At 40.1% G+C, this 16883-nt stretch carries 10 protein-coding genes, 17 tRNA genes, 1 rRNA gene and 1 pseudogene; 2 read left to right on the forward strand and 27 right to left on the reverse strand.

Annotation, left to right across the window (positions count from 1 at the left end):
• Positions 1-43: 43 nt before the first annotated feature.
• Positions 44-1177 carry a tRNA epoxyqueuosine(34) reductase QueG gene (queG, locus tag CYJ36_RS13450; RefSeq protein ID WP_101567780.1) on the reverse strand — a complete coding sequence of 378 codons (1134 nt, stop codon included), beginning with the start codon at positions 1175-1177 and terminating at the stop codon, positions 44-46.
• 88 nt (positions 1178-1265) lie between these two features.
• On the opposite strand from queG, the gene CYJ36_RS13455 reads away from it, so the two are divergent.
• Complete coding sequence (locus CYJ36_RS13455) at positions 1266-1931, forward strand: B3/B4 domain-containing protein (RefSeq protein ID WP_101567781.1); 666 nt, start codon at positions 1266-1268, stop codon at positions 1929-1931.
• 349 nt (positions 1932-2280) lie between these two features.
• On the opposite strand, the gene CYJ36_RS13460 is transcribed toward CYJ36_RS13455, so the two are convergent.
• The 8 genes and pseudogenes from CYJ36_RS13460 to CYJ36_RS13495 form a co-directional block, all read right to left on the reverse strand.
• Positions 2281-2354: transfer RNA gene (locus tag CYJ36_RS13460), tRNA-Gly, on the reverse strand.
• 115 nt (positions 2355-2469) lie between these two features.
• Positions 2470-4020: a response regulator transcription factor gene (locus CYJ36_RS13465; RefSeq protein ID WP_101567782.1), complete on the reverse strand. Its 1551-nt coding sequence runs from the start codon at positions 4018-4020 to the stop codon at positions 2470-2472.
• Positions 4001-5812 (reverse strand): cache domain-containing sensor histidine kinase, encoded by a 1812-nt coding sequence (locus tag CYJ36_RS13470; protein ID WP_101567783.1) that lies wholly within the window; start codon positions 5810-5812, stop codon positions 4001-4003. Before CYJ36_RS13470 ends, CYJ36_RS13465 begins: the two co-directional genes overlap by 20 nt.
• A 729-nt stretch (positions 5813-6541) precedes the next feature.
• A complete protein-coding gene (locus CYJ36_RS13475; protein WP_101567784.1) occupies positions 6542-7825 on the reverse strand; it encodes an ABC transporter substrate-binding protein in 1284 nt (427 codons plus the stop codon).
• 82 nt (positions 7826-7907) lie between these two features.
• Entirely contained in the window at positions 7908-8735 is an 828-nt protein-coding gene (locus tag CYJ36_RS13480; protein ID WP_101567785.1) for a carbohydrate ABC transporter permease, read from the reverse strand.
• Entirely contained in the window at positions 8735-9631 is an 897-nt protein-coding gene (locus tag CYJ36_RS13485; RefSeq protein WP_374702812.1) for a carbohydrate ABC transporter permease, read from the reverse strand. The genes CYJ36_RS13480 and CYJ36_RS13485 overlap by 1 nt, the downstream gene beginning before the upstream one ends.
• Before the next feature lie 728 nt (positions 9632-10359).
• A complete protein-coding gene (locus CYJ36_RS13490; protein ID WP_101567787.1) occupies positions 10360-13005 on the reverse strand; it encodes a polysaccharide lyase family 8 super-sandwich domain-containing protein in 2646 nt (881 codons plus the stop codon).
• 508 nt (positions 13006-13513) lie between these two features.
• Positions 13514-13618 (reverse strand): annotated as a pseudogene (locus tag CYJ36_RS13495) (DNA cytosine methyltransferase); the annotation flags it as partial.
• 117 nt (positions 13619-13735) lie between these two features.
• Between CYJ36_RS13495 and CYJ36_RS13500 the strand changes: the two are divergent.
• Positions 13736-14263: a general stress protein gene (locus CYJ36_RS13500; protein ID WP_101567789.1), complete on the forward strand. Its 528-nt coding sequence runs from the start codon at positions 13736-13738 to the stop codon at positions 14261-14263.
• A 359-nt stretch (positions 14264-14622) separates the two neighbouring features.
• Here the strand turns inward: CYJ36_RS13500 and CYJ36_RS24830 are convergent, their stop codons facing one another.
• The 18 genes from CYJ36_RS24830 to rrf all read right to left on the reverse strand — a co-directional run bounded on the left by CYJ36_RS24830 (position 14623) and on the right by rrf (position 16840).
• Positions 14623-14784, reverse strand: a complete 162-nt coding sequence (locus CYJ36_RS24830; protein ID WP_101567790.1) for an HNH endonuclease — start codon at positions 14782-14784, stop codon at positions 14623-14625.
• Between the two features lie 201 nt (positions 14785-14985).
• Positions 14986-15066: transfer RNA gene (locus CYJ36_RS13515), tRNA-Leu, on the reverse strand.
• A 21-nt stretch (positions 15067-15087) separates the two neighbouring features.
• Positions 15088-15176: transfer RNA gene (locus tag CYJ36_RS13520), tRNA-Leu, on the reverse strand.
• A 20-nt stretch (positions 15177-15196) separates the two neighbouring features.
• Positions 15197-15270, reverse strand: a tRNA-Cys gene (locus tag CYJ36_RS13525).
• A gap of 8 nt (positions 15271-15278) precedes the next feature.
• Positions 15279-15353: transfer RNA gene (locus tag CYJ36_RS13530), tRNA-Gly, on the reverse strand.
• A 59-nt stretch (positions 15354-15412) separates the two neighbouring features.
• Positions 15413-15487 (reverse strand) — tRNA-Gln (locus CYJ36_RS13535).
• Positions 15488-15518: 31 nt separating this feature from the next.
• Positions 15519-15594: transfer RNA gene (locus CYJ36_RS13540), tRNA-His, on the reverse strand.
• A 27-nt stretch (positions 15595-15621) separates the two neighbouring features.
• Positions 15622-15695 (reverse strand) — tRNA-Trp (locus tag CYJ36_RS13545).
• An 18-nt stretch (positions 15696-15713) separates the two neighbouring features.
• Positions 15714-15798 (reverse strand) — tRNA-Tyr (locus CYJ36_RS13550).
• Between the two features lie 9 nt (positions 15799-15807).
• Positions 15808-15883, reverse strand: a tRNA-Thr gene (locus CYJ36_RS13555).
• A gap of 22 nt (positions 15884-15905) precedes the next feature.
• A tRNA-Phe gene (locus CYJ36_RS13560) sits at positions 15906-15981 on the reverse strand.
• Positions 15982-16180: 199 nt separating this feature from the next.
• Positions 16181-16256: transfer RNA gene (locus CYJ36_RS13565), tRNA-Asp, on the reverse strand.
• Between the two features lie 3 nt (positions 16257-16259).
• A tRNA-Met gene (locus tag CYJ36_RS13570) sits at positions 16260-16336 on the reverse strand.
• Between the two features lie 21 nt (positions 16337-16357).
• Positions 16358-16433: transfer RNA gene (locus CYJ36_RS13575), tRNA-Val, on the reverse strand.
• Between the two features lie 15 nt (positions 16434-16448).
• Positions 16449-16523, reverse strand: a tRNA-Glu gene (locus tag CYJ36_RS13580).
• Positions 16524-16540: 17 nt separating this feature from the next.
• Positions 16541-16630: transfer RNA gene (locus CYJ36_RS13585), tRNA-Ser, on the reverse strand.
• 4 nt (positions 16631-16634) lie between these two features.
• Positions 16635-16709 (reverse strand) — tRNA-Asn (locus tag CYJ36_RS13590).
• Positions 16710-16724: 15 nt separating this feature from the next.
• A 5S ribosomal RNA gene (rrf, locus tag CYJ36_RS13595) occupies positions 16725-16840 on the reverse strand.
• Positions 16841-16883: the final 43 nt, after the last annotated feature.

Here is a 16883-nt window from a genome sequence, read left to right on the forward strand (position 1 = left end):
TCATTAGTAAGACAATATGAGAAGTTATTGGCAAGTATGAAGATTACAATGTGATGAGATGGAGACCTTTTTCAATTTCATGACGGACTTCCTCATCTTTTTCGTTTTCCAGTGCAGTCTGCAATTCTTTAATGGTTCTTTTTTCACCGATTGAACCAATTGCCCATGCTGCCGTTCCTCTAATAACCGGACGAGGATCATGATTCATTAAGTGAATAAGATCAGGAAGGGCTGATTCATCTTTAAAATGTGCCAATGCAATGATGGCATTTCGCTGAATCGGTTTCTTTCCTCGCCAAGAACCCGATACATGTCCAAACTTTTCTTTAAATTCCCGATTGCTCATTGTAAGGAGCGGCTTCAGCTTTGGCTTCGCAATCTCAGGATCCGGCTCCATTTCAGCGTGCAAATGAAAATCCTTGCCTTTATTCTCAGGACAGACAGTCTGACACGTATCACATCCATATAAACGATTGCCAAGCTTTTTGCGGTATTGATCCTTTAAAAAGCCCTTCGTCTGCGTTAAAAACGCGATGCATTTATTTGAATCAAGCTGCCCTCCTTGAACCAGTGCCCCGGTAGGACAAGCATCCACACAAATCGTACAGCTGCCGCAGCGGTCTTCCATTGGAATATCAGGAGAAAATGGAAGATTGGTGACAATTTCTCCTAAATAAACATACGATCCAAACTCCGGAGTAATAATCGCACAATTTTTACCGCTCCAGCCAATTCCGGCTCTTTCAGCAACAGCCCGATCTGACAGCTCTCCGGTATCAACCATGGACCTGAACTCAGCACCGGGAACCTTCTGCTGAATAAATGCTTCAAGCTTATTTAATCGATCTCTAAGAATATGATGATAATCCTGTCCCCATGAAGCTCTGCAGAAAATACCTCTTCTATCTTCCTTCGTGCTTCTGGGTGCATCCTTTAACTTAGAGGGATAAGCAAGCGCAATGGAAATAATTGATTTTGATCCAGGAAGAAGCATGTCTGGATTTGTCCGCTTTTCAATATCAGGCTCTTCAAAACCAGACTGATATCCTTTTTGCTCATGCACAATCAGCCGCTGCTTTAATTCATCAAAAACGGAAGCCTGCGCGAATCCGATTTTATCAATGCCTATGCTTTGGCTGTACGCAATAATTTCCTGTTTTAGTTCTTCAAATTCCATGATATAAAGCCTCCTTTCTGTTCATATTTTCGAATGGCTATTATCTTATATGTTAAAATAGGTACATTAAAATGTGGAGGATAAAATGATGGAAATTACCATAAGCAATGAGATCAAACAGCATTTCCCTCAATTTAAATTAGGTGTAATCGAGTATACAGGTATTAGTGTATCAGAATCCCCGCAAATGCTTAAAGGAAGAATGCGTCTCTTTCAAGAGTCCATTTTCTTTGAAATGGAAGATAAAAAAGTTCAAGACCTGAAGCCTATTAGTGAATGGCGTACCATCTTTAAAACACTCGGCGCAGATCCCAACCGGTATCGTCCTTCAAGCGAAGCCTTATATCGGCGAATTCAAAAACAGCAGTACCTTGCACCCATCCACTCTGCTGCCGATCTGAATAATTTCTTTTCCCTTCAGCATCAAATCCCATTTGGCATTTACGATGTTGATAAACTTACAGGAAACATCCAGATTGGCATTGGGAAAGAAACTGATGCATATATGGCCATTAACGGAAGAGACGTGAATATGAATGGCAAATTGATTTCTTCAGATGATTCAGGCGCCTTCGGAAGTCCCTATGTCGACTCACTGCGAAGTGCTGTTACAGAAGCTACAAAAAATGCCCTTCACCTCATCTATCTGCAGCCAAGCATGGATAAAGAAAGTGCTCAGCAAATGTTATCATCATTAACAAATATGTTCATTCAAATTCATGGCGGTGAAGGGAATTATGCCGTAATTGGATAAAATGTTTTTATCCTGTAAATAAGTACACATAACAGGCAGGCAAATTATCTTAAATACTATAATATTAATGTCCTCTCTGATTATTTCGGAGAGGATTTTATTTTCTTATATCAAAACTTCGATGCAGTTTCTATCTGTTTTCACACAGTATACTTTCCAATCTGAAACAATTACTGTCCGGAAAACCTATTTTACTAGCGGTTAACAGAGAAATACTGTCCGTTTTAAGGTTAATACTTTCTTTTTTCCATATCCCTCCTAATTAAGAGGGCTACACATATTTTTCAAGCACAATGAAAAAACGCAATGCCCCGTTTGTCGAAAAACGAAACACTGCGTTGTATATGTATGGAGCGGGTGATGGGAATCGAACCCACGACATTAGCTTGGAAGGCTAGAGTTTTACCATTAAACTACACCCGCAAGAGGTAATAAAAATATTGTAACAAAGAATGAATGAGACTTCAACATAAAAATATTAGCAAATTTTGTCGAACATATGAAGAAAAAACAGACTATCTGTTTTTTCTTCCGGGTTTCATTTAGAAGTTAAGGAGTTCCGGTATTCAATAGGTGTACATCCAACTTGTTTCTTAAACACCTTACTAAAATACTTTTCGTTTTGATAGCCTACTCCATAGGCCACATCATATATTTTTAAATATGGATTTTCAAGCAGCCTCTTTGCTCTTTCCATGCGAATATTCGTTAAATAATCCGTAAGAGTTGCATGGTAATCTTGTTTGAATTTCCTTGAAATGTACTCTCTGCTCAAAAAGAATCGATCGGCAATATCTTGAAGAGTAATATCCTGCTGATAATGCTGCTGCAGATATTCTTCAATTTGCTGCATGTTGTTTTTTTCTTTTTGATACTTTACGTTAGAAAGAATGGTGATGAGTTCTGCAAATTCTTTCGTTTTTTCATCTTTAAACTTTTTCATAGAAAAGGTGCCATCTGCATTCCAGTATGCTTTCCCGGAATAGAATTCAGACTTGTGATTGACTTCATATTCTTTAAGCCAATTGCTTCTTAACAGGTTAAACTGATTTTCCCACATCGCAATCTGTTCCAGGGACAGATTATGCTGCTGTTCAAGCTTTGCGAAAATCTTTACCAGCTGGGCTTCAGTCTGAGGAATGCTCCCTGACTGTACAGTCCACTTCAGTTCACTTGAAAAATCAAACAAATGGAGCAGCGATTTTTCTTCTTCGTCCTTCGGACCTGCAAGTGCCGTGTTCCTGCGCAAATCGTGCTTTTGCAAAATTGCCTCTGCTTCTCCATATGCCTCACTTAGCTCGGTGCTGGGATTGCCTGCTGCTGCAATGACGTGAACCTTTAGCTGCTGTTTAATCAGCCTGATGATTTCTTCGGCTACCATCGCTGGATTTTTTTTCTTCCAAATAAGCAAAACGAGCTCATCCTCTTTATTCACGTTTTTAAAGCAAACTCCGTCTTTTAATTGCCCGCTGCAAAGGTTGGCAATGGAAATCATGGCAGTTTCACGGTCCTTTTGAAGGGCTTTTAGCGAAAGAACGGCTGCCATCTTCTTTACGGCTGAAAATTGTACGCTGTACTCTTTTTCAATTTTCTCTTCCGCCTCTTTCGGCACTTCTTTTTTCACACAAAGCCCTGAAAAAAGCTGATCCCAATAGAGAGGCTTCACCTCGCTGATGACGCGGTTCTCCTCATCCTGGGTGGATTTGGAGCGCGCCTGCTCCCTCCACTCATTTACGGCTCGTTCCAGCGTTTCGTTTAATACATCCGGCTCAATCGGTTTGAGGATATAATCGAAGCTTTTATAGGCAATTGCATGTCTCATGTACTCAAAATCATCATATCCGCTCACAACGATTGTTTTGCTTGAAGAATTTTCAGCATGCAGCCACTTTAAGAGACTGATGCCGTCGCGCCTCGGCATTCTCATATCCGTAAAAATAATTTCAGGACTATGCTCTTTGATAAGCGCGGCAGCTTCTTCGCCGTCTTCTGCTTCAATAATGGTATCAATGCCATGCTTTTCCCAGTCAGCGAGCAGCATGAGTCCTTCACGCACATGCTTTTCATCATCAATTATGATGACTTTCATTTCTCTCACCTTCCAGCTGGACCGGCAGCCTCATGGTGACCATGAATCCGCCCTCCTCTTTATTTTCAAGAAAAAGCTTTGCTTTGTGATCATAATAAAGCTTCAGCCGCGAATAGACGTTTTTCAGTCCGATATTCGTCCTCGAACCCTTTTTATTCAGCGCATCTGCTCTAAAATGCTCATAAATTTCATTCAGCCTTTGAGGCGTCACGCCAATGCCGTTGTCGCTTATTCTCATCACAAGCTCACCCCCGTCTCTGAAACAATTCAGCTCTATTCTTCCGATCCCTTCCCGAATATCAAAGCCATGCTTAAAATAGTTTTCAATAATCGGCTGCAGAATCATTTTAGGAACAAGAATGTGCTGTATGTCCTGCTCAACCTCGACATGATAATGCAAATGGTCGCCAAACCGTTCTTTTTGCAAAAGAAGAAAAGCGTTCGTATAGTTTATTTCTTTGCTAAGCGGAACAAGATCTTCCTCCATATTCATCCCGTATCTCATAATCTTGGAGAGATGCGTTATTAATGAATAGATTTGAGGAACGTTATTTTTTAATGCAACCGTCCCAATGGACTGCAGAGCATTATATAGAAAATGCGGATTGATTTGCGACTGCAGCACTTTGATTTGATTTGTCTTGTTTTCAAGTTCAAGCTTGTATTCTCTTGTAATCAGCTGGTTAATCCGTTCAATCATTTGCTGGAAGCGGGAACCCAGTATCCCAATTTCATCCGATCCAAAGGACTGCGAATCAATCTTCATATTTCCTTTTTCGACCTGTTCGATATTCTGCAGAAGAATTCTAATTGGAGAAGTAATTTTAAAAGAAACAAACAATGTAGCCAGCACGACGAGGGACAGCCCGATGATGCCAAAGAGAATATTGATCTTCGCCACACTGTATGCGCTGTCATAAAGAATATGGAATGGTACCCGTTTCACTAGAATCCATCCGCCTGACGAATCAGAAAGTCTGTCATACATCATCACGCCATTAAACGAATCCTCATTCCACTCCATGGTTCCTGAAGCCCTCTCCGCTTTCATCACACTGTCAATCCATTTCTGGCCATCTGGTCGTTCTGGAATCTCTGCATTTGAACTGTAAATCATCTGCCCATCAGATGACAGCAGAAAAAACTCCTCTGTTTCACGGTTGTACAGGTTTCTGCTTAAGTCAATAATCGTATCCGGTGAAATGCCGAGAGTGATATAGCCAAGCACGTCGCTTCCGGGAACGTTTGTGAGTGCCCTGTGCATCATGACAATGTCTCTTCCTTTTCTGGGGCTGTCTTCATGACTTGCGTACACAGGCTCAATATACATGTTGTATAAACTTCTCTCAGCACTATTGAAGGCCTCATTCTTTTCATCTTCAATACTGGTTGAAAATACAACTGTTGACCGTTTTGTGGCGGTAATCACTCTGTCATCTTTGGCAAAAGAGATTTTCACCTCGTTGATCGTATCCCCTGTATAAAGAATCGTCTGCATAACATTTTTCACAATGCCTACGTTCTGATAATCATTTTTATCATCAGGCGCCCTCAGATAGTTAATAAAATCCGGGTTATTGTATAGCGACAGGGTAAGCCCGTTCAGCTCATTCAAATAGCTCTCCAGGTTAATTTTCCCTTGATACAGCAAATTGCTGCTTTCCTTAACAACCTGATCTTCAAGTGACCCTTTTGTAAATAGGTACGTAATTAAGATGGAACTGCCTAATGGCACAATGGTCGTAATCATCAATAAAACAATCAGTTTATTGCGGATGCTTCTCTTCAGCATGGGGTCTGACCTCCAGGAACTTGCTTATACTTTAGTATATAGCTAGCTTCATAGGGTTAAAAGGACTTTTTTGAATCTTCCTGCAAATACCTTCGGGGAGGAAGGAGGATTTTTAGTGGTTTAATTAAATGACAATTCTGAGGTGTGTTAAAAAGTAATGGATTCAACAGCAATTCGGGTGGAACCTCTTTTGTTTGTGCTGCATAACACTTTTCCTATACTTAGTTAAGCGGAAACTCTTAAGTTCGTGTTGCATAACGCTTTTTGCAGCACTTAGTTGGGCGGAAACTCCTAAGTTCGTGTTGCATAACGCTTTTTGCAGCACTTAGTTAAGCGGAAACTCCTAAGTTCGTGTTGCATAACGCTTTTTGCAGCACTTAGTTGGGCGGAATCACTTTAGTTTGTGATGCATAACGTTTTTTGCAACACTTAGTTGGGCGGAAACACTTTCGTTTGTGATGCATAACGCTTTTTGCAGCACTTAGTTGGGCGGAAACTCCTAAGTTCCTGTTGCATAACGCTTTTTGCAGCACTTAGTTGGGCGGAAACTCTTTAGTTTGTGATGCATAACGCTTTTTGCAGCACTTAGTTGGGCGGAAACTGTTAAGTTCGTATTTCATAACCTCTTTTGCAGCGCCAATTTGGCCGAAACCTCATTTGTTCGTGCATTAAACCAGCCTATATGAAAAAGAAAGCATGCCCAGGAAGACATGCTTTCTATTATTCGTTTTACTTCAAGTTATCCCATGTTTGCTGGAATCGCTCAAGCAATGTATCATAGTCAATTTTGCCAGCGGCATATTCTTGAATTGCTGCAGCGAATTCTTTATTCGCTCCATCCGGCCATTTGAACCAAGTCCAAGGAATCGTTTTTTCCTCTTTAGAATAGTCAAGAATAGACTGACCTAAGTCACCAAGACCATTAGGTTCAATGTTGTCGAATGCAGGAATGAAAGCAAACTCTTCAGTGATATAACGTTTTCCAGTTTCAGAAGTTACCATCCACTCTAAGAATAATTTCGCTTCTTCAAGATTTTCTGAGTTTTTATTTAATACCCAGTTATTTGGAACGCCTACAGGTAATCTGCCTGCATTTTCATCATTGCTGATTGGAATTGGAAGGAAGCCCATGTTGATTTCAGGATTGATTTCAGTAATCATGTTCTCTGTCCAGTTACCCTGTTGAAGCATCGCTGTTTCTCCAGAAGCAAATAGCGTTACTTGAGTATTATAATCTGTTGTTAATGGGTTATCGTTTGCATATTTAAGCTCTGCATCAAGGACTTCTTTAAATTGTTTAAATTGCTCGTTATCTGCAAATTTCTCAGAACCATCATATAGCCCTGCGATAAATGCTTCTGGATCTTCCTGTTGAGCAAATGGAATGTTAAGTAAATGCTGCCCGATGACCCACCACTCGCCGTATCCAGCAGAGAATGGAGTGATTTTTTTAGCTTCAAGCTTTTTTGCAGCTTCTTTTAATTCGTCAATCGTAGCAGGCGGCTCTGTAATACCCGCTTTTTCAAATAAATCCTTGTTGTAGACAAATCCATATCCTTCAAGGTTAACAGGCATACCATAAAGCTTGCCGTCTGTGTCTGTCATTGGCACTTTACCAATTGGAAGGACATTCTCTACCCATGGCTCACCAGAAAGATCTGCTAACTTCTCTTTCCAAAGCTCTAACTCTTTAAAACCGCCGTTGTTGAAGATGTCCGGTTCTTCACCTGAAGCAAATTTCGCTTTTAGTGCTGCACCGTAATCGGCACCTCCGCCAACTGTCTCAAGTTTCACCTTAATGTTTGGATGTTCAGCTTCAAATTCTTTGATCATCTCTTGAAGCTGATCGGCAATTTCAACCTTGAACTGGAAGAAATTAAGCGTTACCACTTCATCCCCCGACTTAGAATCCCCGCCTGATTCCCCTTCTTTACCTGTTTCTTTAGAAGAACAGCCAGCCATAATACCAAATACGAATACTAAAGACATGCATAATAACAGAAAGCGTTTCATGAATGGATTGACCTCCTTGATATATATAATTTTATATAATTTTCTGCATCAATAATATCAAATTGATGCAGAAACTTTATATCTACTTAATAGAACCAGATGCAATGCCTTTAATAATATGTTTCTGTAAAAATAAGAAGAAGATGACGACTGGTGTAATACCGAGCACTAACGCTGCAAGACCCATATCCCATTGCTTCGTATATTGAGCAAAGAATGAGCTGGCTGCAAGCGGAATCGTACGCAGCTCTGCATCCTGTAAAACAAGCAGCGGAAGCAGATAATCATTCCAAATCCATAGCGTGTTCAAAATAACCACTGTTACAGTTATCGGTTTAAGAAGCGGGAAAACAATTCTCCAAAATACTCCGAACTCGCTGCATCCATCTATCTTTGCTGACTCCTCAATTTCAACAGGAACGGTTTTCACAAACCCGTGATATAAGAACAGCGAAAGCGGAACACCAAATCCAAAATACATCATGATTAAGCCTGGAATACTATTTGTTATTCCGAGCGTACCGCCTAGCTTCATAAGCGGGATCATGACCGTTTGGAACGGAATGACCATCGCAGCTACAAAGAGAATAAATAACATCTTGCTGAACTTTCCTGGCGTGCGAACCATTTTCCAAGCAGCCATTGAGCTTATGATTACTAATCCAATATTGCTGAATACCGTAATCACAAGGGAGTTCCAGAAAGCACGCGGGAAATTGATGACCTCCCACACTTTAGCGTAGTTAGAAAACATGAATTCTTTCGGCCATGCTGCAGCATCAATAAGGATCGCCGCAAATGGCTTGACTGAGTTGATCAGTACGAAGTAAAAAGGAACAAGGAAAATGAGCGCGACGGCAATGGCTATTATCTCTAATATAAACGTCTTGCTTGTATACCGGTTACCCATTATGCCTCAACCTCCCTCTTCTTCGTCATCATAACTTGAACGGTTGTAAAGATTGCAACAACCACAAAGAATAGAATCGACTTCGCAGTACCTAATCCATAACGATTGTTCTGGAAGGCTTCCTGATAAATATTAATCGCAACAGACTGAGTTGAATTAAATGGTCCTCCGCCTGTCAGGGAAATATTCAAGTCAAAGATCTTAAAGGCCATTGAAATCGTTAAGAACAGACAAATCGTAAATGCAGGTAAAATTAAAGGAATAATGATTTTCGTTAAAAGCGTTAAGCTTGAGGCACCATCCATCTTTGCAGCCTCTAAAAGCGAGTTATCTACACCCTGCAAAGCTGCAATATAGATCACCATCATATAACCGCTTGTCTGCCATGCAAAAACAATAACTATTCCCCAGAAAGCTGTCGTTTCATCCCCAAGCCAAGGCATTTTGAAAAATTCGATGCCCGTCATGTTCCCAATCGAAGCAAACCCTTTTACAAAAATAAACTGCCAGATAAATCCGAGCAACAATCCGCCGATCACGTTAGGAATAAAAAACACGGTCCGTAAAATATTTTTCGTTTTTAACGCAGCATTTAAAATCAAAGCAAATGCAAAACCTATTAAGTTACTAATAATAACAGCCGCAAACATAAATTTCGTCGTAAACATAAAAGAATTAAAAAAGGCCGGATCATTCGTGAAGATTTTCTTATAATTCTCAACACCAACCCACTCTACAGCCGAACTAACACCATTCCAAGAAGTGAATGAATAATAAAGTCCCATTATAAACGGTAAAATCTGGATAACTAAGAAAAATAAAAGTGCAGGTCCTACAAAGGCAGCGTATGTTAGTAAACTTTTATACTTAAATTTCTTTTTAGGCACTGCCTCCAAATGAGTTTTCGTGCTTACCGGATCCGTTTGAATTTTCGTCTCCAACCGTATCACCACCCCTTTTATTGTAATCGCTTTCTTTTATTATAATGGTAGCGCTTACTTATATAGGGAGACTAAATTGACGAAGATGGGGGAATATTTTGACTAGTTTTTTTTATAATTAGAATAAGGTCTATAGGATCATAGAGTAAGAGTAATTATTTTAAAGAAAAAAGACCACTTATTTAAATAAATGGTTTATCAAATGGAAGTATTTTTAAACTGATTGTGATTTTTCTCCAGATACTTCATCAACTTTTCTCTAAGGCTGATAAGCCATGCTGGATGGTTATCGGATTCGGGAAGATCACTGTGCTGCATCTTTTCATATGTTAATTAATAAACGTTCATTACTAAATGAAATATGGTGTTTTTTGTCCACATAATTAGTTTTTCACTTTAGTACGCTAAAACACAAAAAAAGCAAATACTCTGATTGCTCAAAGCATTGACTTATAAAGGCTAAACCTTTTTCTTCGATACCGTGGCCGGGGTCGAACCGGCACTTCAGAGGAAAGTAACGTAAAAGAAACACGAAAAATCCGTTCCCACACTGTGAGAAACGGATAATATTTCGGTGAAATACACGTTTGTTTAGACATTAACCATCTGAAAAATAACACCCGACAGCTGGGGTCTAACCCGAACTCCGGAGGAATACATTAGATGACATGCATATTTGATTCCTAATTTTCCCCATTAATTCCCAGCTTTATTTCATAACTCTTTCCATTACTATTCACTGAATCTATATGAATTAATGCCTTATTAATGGATACTGAGGTTTTTACTCCTTCACTTGCTGATATTACACTAGGATTAGGAATGTGGATTTCCAGCTTCATTTTATTTAATTTGAGCGTTGGATCAGAAACGGCGATCGTTACAGTTTCTCCATCATTCCTAACAAGAATGGATGCTTGGTTATAAGAGGTGAGATTGCTTACTGTTGTCTTTTTACCTCCAAAGAAATTAAATCCCTGTAATCCGAGGGGGGAGTTTTCAACCGCATGAACATCTTCCGTGTTTGCCAAAATCTTTATACTTGGCTTATCCGCATATTCTTTCGTTTGATCCTGGTCTAAATTTGGCAATATGCAATATGCATATTTTACATTTTGCGGATTTTCCCCATGGTTCATTCCTAATGTAAAATAATTCTTGGCTATTTTTGTATCTGGGTTAGATGTACGTATTTTCTTTAGACTTTCCGTAACTGTTTCTTTAGAGAAATTAATTGCAGCAGGCTCTGGAAAGTAATATCCCACCTGGGTTCCCTTTTCATTCGTTTTAAAATTGGCCCATTTGAGTTGATATTCTCCATTATCCGGATTGCTTAATAGATTATTATCATATGTCTCACCAATAATAGTACTTGTTTCATTCATATCAAACATTCTATTATCAATCGTGGTAATAACCTCTCTCCCCAATTCATCCATTATACCCGATCCCATTAGAACAATTTCATTATCAAACATAAATGCAGATTTATTGGCGTTTGCATTTTTATATACAACAAGATCATCAGGTAATAATCCGTCTTGTTTGTCCTTATATCCTATTTCATCTCCAAGCTGGATTCCAGATACTCCATACTTACCCAGCTTTACACCGCCTGAGAATTGATTCGTACTTGCTGGAAAATATACATATTTGTTTTGAGACGGTGATGAGGAATAAAAATCCAATGGGTGATTCCTATTTTCATAATAGAGCATTCCGCCATATAGTTCAGGAATTGTTTTTCTTTCTTCTACCGGCACAGTAGTTCCAGGGAACTTAAAAGGATTTAGTGTGGCAAAATAATTCGCTCCGAATGATTTTGTCTGATCCCTTTCTGACAGATACAAATAATAAGCACCATCACCCTGAAACCACGGCATTAGATTTTCACCGCTCATATACTCATACTTACCGATCCTATCAGAACTTCTTGAGAACGCGAAACTGTATTTATCTCTCACATGGACCGTTTTATCCATCAAGTTAAAAGGATAATGATTTTCGCTAATCTCATTTTTAGCTACTATCCCAGGATCATTCATAATATTATTGAAATCCACGATAGCGTTTAGAGAACTGAAAGACGCGGTTGAGATGTTCCCTTTAATGGAAGCAGCAATATATTTTATATTAGACTTTAATTTCTCACTCTCTTCCATACTGAGATGCTTACTTATACCAACCATTCCCTCGACAATACTATAGACATCCTGATACCCTGTTCCAGTCCTTGAAACCGCTCTTCCTTTCACTATTTCCATCATATAACCTTCAAAAATAACAGGAATGAAACCTTTATAGATCCATCCTTTTACAGTTGGAACTAATATTTCTTTTGGATCATATTTACTTCCATGAAGAATATTCATGGTTTGGACAATGCGATCTAATAATACTTTCCCATATGAGCCTGTATAGGCTACTCGTTCATGTTGTATGAATGAACCATCCTCATAAAAACCGGCGGAATTTCCATTTATGAGATGATTAGGATCGATGGTTTTAAAAACAGTAAGAATATTATCTACTGCCTTTGAAACCCTCTCCTCATTCTTAATAATGGCCCCTTGTACGATTCTGTTTGTTGCAATATCAGCAAGGTTTGCCCCTCTATGGAAGCGGGATGTTAAATCAATATCTCCATTTTTGCCACTCCTTAAGTATTGATCCATAGACTCCACATAAGCATCTATTAAATGCGGTTTATAAATTCTAATCTCATCTTCTAGCAAAAGTAAAATCTTCGTAATATTAGTAGGCATTCCTATTTCCCATTGAAACCAGTTTCCATAGAAACCTTTTTGCTGATCTTCAAAGAAATTCGTGTATAACCAATCTAGTCCATCAATTACTTCAGTAATGATCTCTTTATTATTGTATAAATTTATACCGCTTAAATCAGATCTTTTATAGGTCTTTGCAGCAAGAGCCATTTGGTATAAATATAAATAGGAGTTGCTTAAATTACTTTCACTCGTTCCAAGAGGAACATTTTTAAATAAATATTTTTCCTCTCCATTCAATCTATCTTCCAATGGAATAAGCGATGCAAGCCTTGTTTTAGCCGTGTTATGAACAGATTGTATTTTACTGTCTAGTAAGGGGCTCTTATTTAAACTCTCATTACCCGTAAGATACTCTCTGTAGTTTAATTTCAATTGATCCATCTGATTTGTAACGTCCTCCATACTCTTAATAACTTCACTTGAGTCTGAGTTTAATTTTTCAGAAGCGTTGACAACCATTCCTAGTTCGTAGATAGGGATTGCTAAGAAGGTTGTTAATGACAGTGACGAAGCTATTAGTATTCTACTCTTTTTCTTCAAAATCTCACTTCCTTTAATAAAATTGTTAAGCAAACTAAGGACTATACGAGCTGTTTTATTCTTCGAAGGAGGGTCACTTCTTACTTTTACCGACTGATTTTTGGACTTTGCATTATAGGAATTTGCATTTTAATAACTCTAATTTTGGAAATCGCTAAAAAGATTCTTGGTGAGGGGGGGGTTAAAAAGGAAAAATAAGTTATTTTATACTTAATTTATCAATTTCACTCCTATTGTGCAAGCGCTTTCAAAATAATTATCTTAATTAGGACTTATTTACTGGTAATATTTTCATTATTGGGCATTCTACTAACTTCACCGGACTCCTGTTTATTTTGCCGTGTGATAATAAAATGAAAAAGACTCCGCACAATTAAGTATAGGTGAAGTATGGATGAAAAGATTAACTGTTTAGAAGCAGTAAGAGAAGACATTGGTTCGTTTTTTCTCTGCTTCATTTGTAGTAGTCGTAGACTCCATTTCTCCAAGCATGCTTCAATTGTCTGATTTAGTCATTGGAAATCGTGTAAACCCTTTCTCTTCGCTGTGGGATTCCGAAGTTACCTGCATTTAGCACTTCAAATGAATATGTGTATCCAAGTTTATTCACTCTAGTTAAGAAGACCGTCTCTTAGGTGGTTTTAACTCAAAGGTGCTGTAAAAAGTTTAGTTTTATCTTCCTTTGGGAATAAAAACTATGTAGTAATCATCTAAAAAAAGGAGGAAGTCGATGGATAAGCATAATAAAGTAGTAGGCGTTTTCCGTACAGAAGATGATGCAATTGACGCGATTAAAGAATTAAGACACCAAGGTTACAGTGAAAATGACATCTCAGTAATAGCAAAAGATCAAAAGGAAGTAAAACACATTCAAGAAGAGACAGGATCAAAAGCTCCAGAGGGAGCAGCAGTCGGTGCTGGTGCTGGAGGTATTCTCGGTGGATTGGGTGGCTTACTGCTTGGTGCAGGTGCTCTCGCTATTCCTGGAATAGGTCCGATTGTGGCCGCTGGACCAATCGCAGCTGCTTTAGGCGGAGCTGCAGTCGGTGCTGGTGCAGGAGGTCTAGTTGGAGCTCTTGTTGGTTTAGGGATTCCTGAAAAAGAAGCGAAAGAATATGAGGAAGCCGTAAAGGGCGGTGACATACTTGTTCTTGTAGAATCAAATGAAGTAGATCGTCACAGACAAGTAAACGATACATTTCGTACGTATCGTTCTACAAATGCTCATCGTTATGAGGATTCATATTCCAATAAATAGGATGATTAAAGATGAAAAACGACACTATGGAAGGCAAGTGGAAACAGTTTAAGGGTGAAGCCCAAAAACAATGGGAAACCTAACGGATGATATTACGATCAGGCGCAGGGCAACCGTGAAAAAATGATAGGAAAGATCCAGGAAAGACACGGAAAAACAAAAGAAGATGCTGAACGCGAGTACGATGACTGGTATAGCAGAACCGGACAATATTAAAAGATCAAACCCCCGTCAATTATGAGCATGGCGGGGATTTCATTTTATATTAATAAATGAGCAATGATTAAGTTTGTTTTCGTCTTATGCTTTCACGAGCCCCATAAGCTTTTTCGAACTATTTTTCAGATCACTTTTACTGATCATTGGAATTCCTTTGGAAGCTTTATTTTGTCGTAGACTCCATTTCTCCAAGCATGCTTCAAATTGTCTGATTTAGTCATTATTTTCAAGTTTTTAACATCATTATTAAATTTGTTTAGATCGTCGTGATTGACTGTGTACTCTTTTGGAATTGGACCAATCCAAGCTTCTGCACCTTAGACATCAACTGAGTGGCCATAAATAAAAGATAACGTTTTCCTTCGTGACCTCCACTTAGAGAAAAATCGCTCGCTTCTTTAAGAGTTTGTAAAGGCTTTCATTGAATGATTTAAGTCTTATTTGAGAACAAGAAAAAAGACCTCAACATAGTCGTTGAAGTCTTGATTCTCTTACATATTTGATACCGGTGGTCGGGGTCGAACCGACACTCCAGAGGAACACGATTTTGAGTCGTGCGCGTCTGCCAATTCCGCCACACCGGCAAAATGGAATTATGATGAAGATGGTGCCGAGGACCGGAATCGAACCGGTACGGTAGTCACCTACCGCAGGATTTTAAGTCCTGTGCGTCTGCCAGTTCCGCCACCCCGGCAAGGGTGATAAATTTAAAATTGGAGGCGACACCCGGATTTGAACCGGGGATAAAGGTTTTGCAGACCTCTGCCTTACCACTTGGCTATGCCGCCTCAATCGTTGGAGCGGAAGACGGGATTCGAACCCGCGACCCCCACCTTGGCAAGGTGGTGTTCTACCACTGAACTACTTCCGCAAATCGTATTGTAATGTATTTTATGCAGGAGCTGCACAAAGATGACTCTTGATAAAAAATGGCTGGGCTAGCTGGATTCGAACCAGCGCATGACGGAGTCAAAGTCCGTTGCCTTACCGCTTGGCTATAGCCCAAAACAGAATAAAAACCCTATTAAGTAAAAAATGGGGCGACTGATGGGAATCGAACCCACGAATGCCAGAGCCACAATCTGGTGCGTTAACCACTTCGCCACAACCGCCATTATACTATATAAGATTAATTAAATTGGCAGGGGTAGTAGGACTCGAACCCACACCGGAGGTTTTGGAGACCTCTGTTCTACCTTTAAACTATACCCCTATATTCTTTTTTATAAAATGGTGGAGGGGGACGGATTCGAACCGCCGAACCCGGAGGGAGCGGATTTACAGTCCGCCGCGTTTAGCCACTTCGCTACCCCTCCACACATAAGTGGTGCCGGCAAGAGGACTTGAACCCCCAACCTACTGATTACAAGTCAGTTGCTCTACCAATTGAGCTACACCGGCATTTAATAGTATGAAGTAAAAATGGTGGCTTGGGACGGAATCGAACCGCCGACACAAGGATTTTCAGTCCTTTGCTCTACCGACTGAGCTACCAAGCCATTTTAAAGTATTTAGTACAATATGATTTTGCTCTTGGAACCTTCGCCCAAATCTCAGAAAGCTTAGCCAAGATGCGGCTCAATTTGTGCGCTGATGCTTATGCTTCGGAGCTTATTCGATCGTGCTCTACCGACTGAGCTACCAAGCCATTATAATATATTTATTGCAGCTTATTCAAGCAGCATCTTTAGTTGAAAATGGCGGTCCCGACCGGGATCGAACCGGCGATCTCCTGCGTGACAGGCAGGCATGTTAACCGCTACACCACGGGACCATTTGGTTGCGGGGACAGGATTTGAACCTGCGACCTTCGGGTTATGAGCCCGACGAGCTACCAGACTGCTCCACCCCGCGATAATATTATGAAGTTGAAAATGGTGGAGGATGACGGGCTCGAACCGCCGACCCTCTGCTTGTAAGGCAGATGCTCTCCCAGCTGAGCTAATCCTCCGCAGTGAAAAAGTGTTGGTGACCCGTACGGGATTCGAACCCGTGTTACCGCCGTGAAAGGGCGGTGTCTTAACCGCTTGACCAACGGGCCATATATATTATAAATAGTGGCGGAGAGCAAGGGATTCGAACCCTTGAGACGGGTTACCGCCTACACGATTTCCAATCGTGCTCCTTCGGCCACTCGGACAGCTCTCCAAAATGGCTCCGCAGGTAGGACTCGAACCTACGACCGATCGGTTAACAGCCGATAGCTCTACCACTGAGCTACTGCGGAATAATAGTATCACTAGCCTGGCAACGTCCTACTCTCACAGGGGGAAACCCCCAACTACCATCGGCGCTAAAGAGCTTAACTTCCGTGTTCGGCATGGGAACGGGTGTGACCTCTTTGCCATCGCCACCAGACAATATGCAATTGATTCGAAAGAATGTTATTCTTTCAAAACTA

The sequence above is a fragment of the Bacillus sp. UMB0893 genome, assembly GCF_002858905.1.
In the GTDB taxonomy this organism is placed as follows: Bacteria; Bacillota; Bacilli; order Bacillales; family Bacillaceae; genus Bacillus_P.

What these genes read in the sequence shown, in the direction of transcription:
- queG (WP_101567780.1), bottom strand. Translation starts at nt 1,177, where the DNA reads ATGGAATTTGAAGAACTAAAACAGGAAATTATTGCGTACAGCCAAAGC.
- CYJ36_RS13455 (WP_101567781.1), top strand. Translation starts at nt 1,266, where the DNA reads ATGGAAATTACCATAAGCAATGAGATCAAACAGCATTTCCCTCAATTT.
- CYJ36_RS13465 (WP_101567782.1), bottom strand. Translation starts at nt 4,020, where the DNA reads ATGAAAGTCATCATAATTGATGATGAAAAGCATGTGCGTGAAGGACTC.
- CYJ36_RS13470 (WP_101567783.1), bottom strand. Translation starts at nt 5,812, where the DNA reads ATGCTGAAGAGAAGCATCCGCAATAAACTGATTGTTTTATTGATGATT.
- CYJ36_RS13475 (WP_101567784.1), bottom strand. Translation starts at nt 7,825, where the DNA reads ATGAAACGCTTTCTGTTATTATGCATGTCTTTAGTATTCGTATTTGGT.
- CYJ36_RS13480 (WP_101567785.1), bottom strand. Translation starts at nt 8,735, where the DNA reads ATGGGTAACCGGTATACAAGCAAGACGTTTATATTAGAGATAATAGCC.
- CYJ36_RS13500 (WP_101567789.1), top strand. Translation starts at nt 13,736, where the DNA reads ATGGATAAGCATAATAAAGTAGTAGGCGTTTTCCGTACAGAAGATGAT.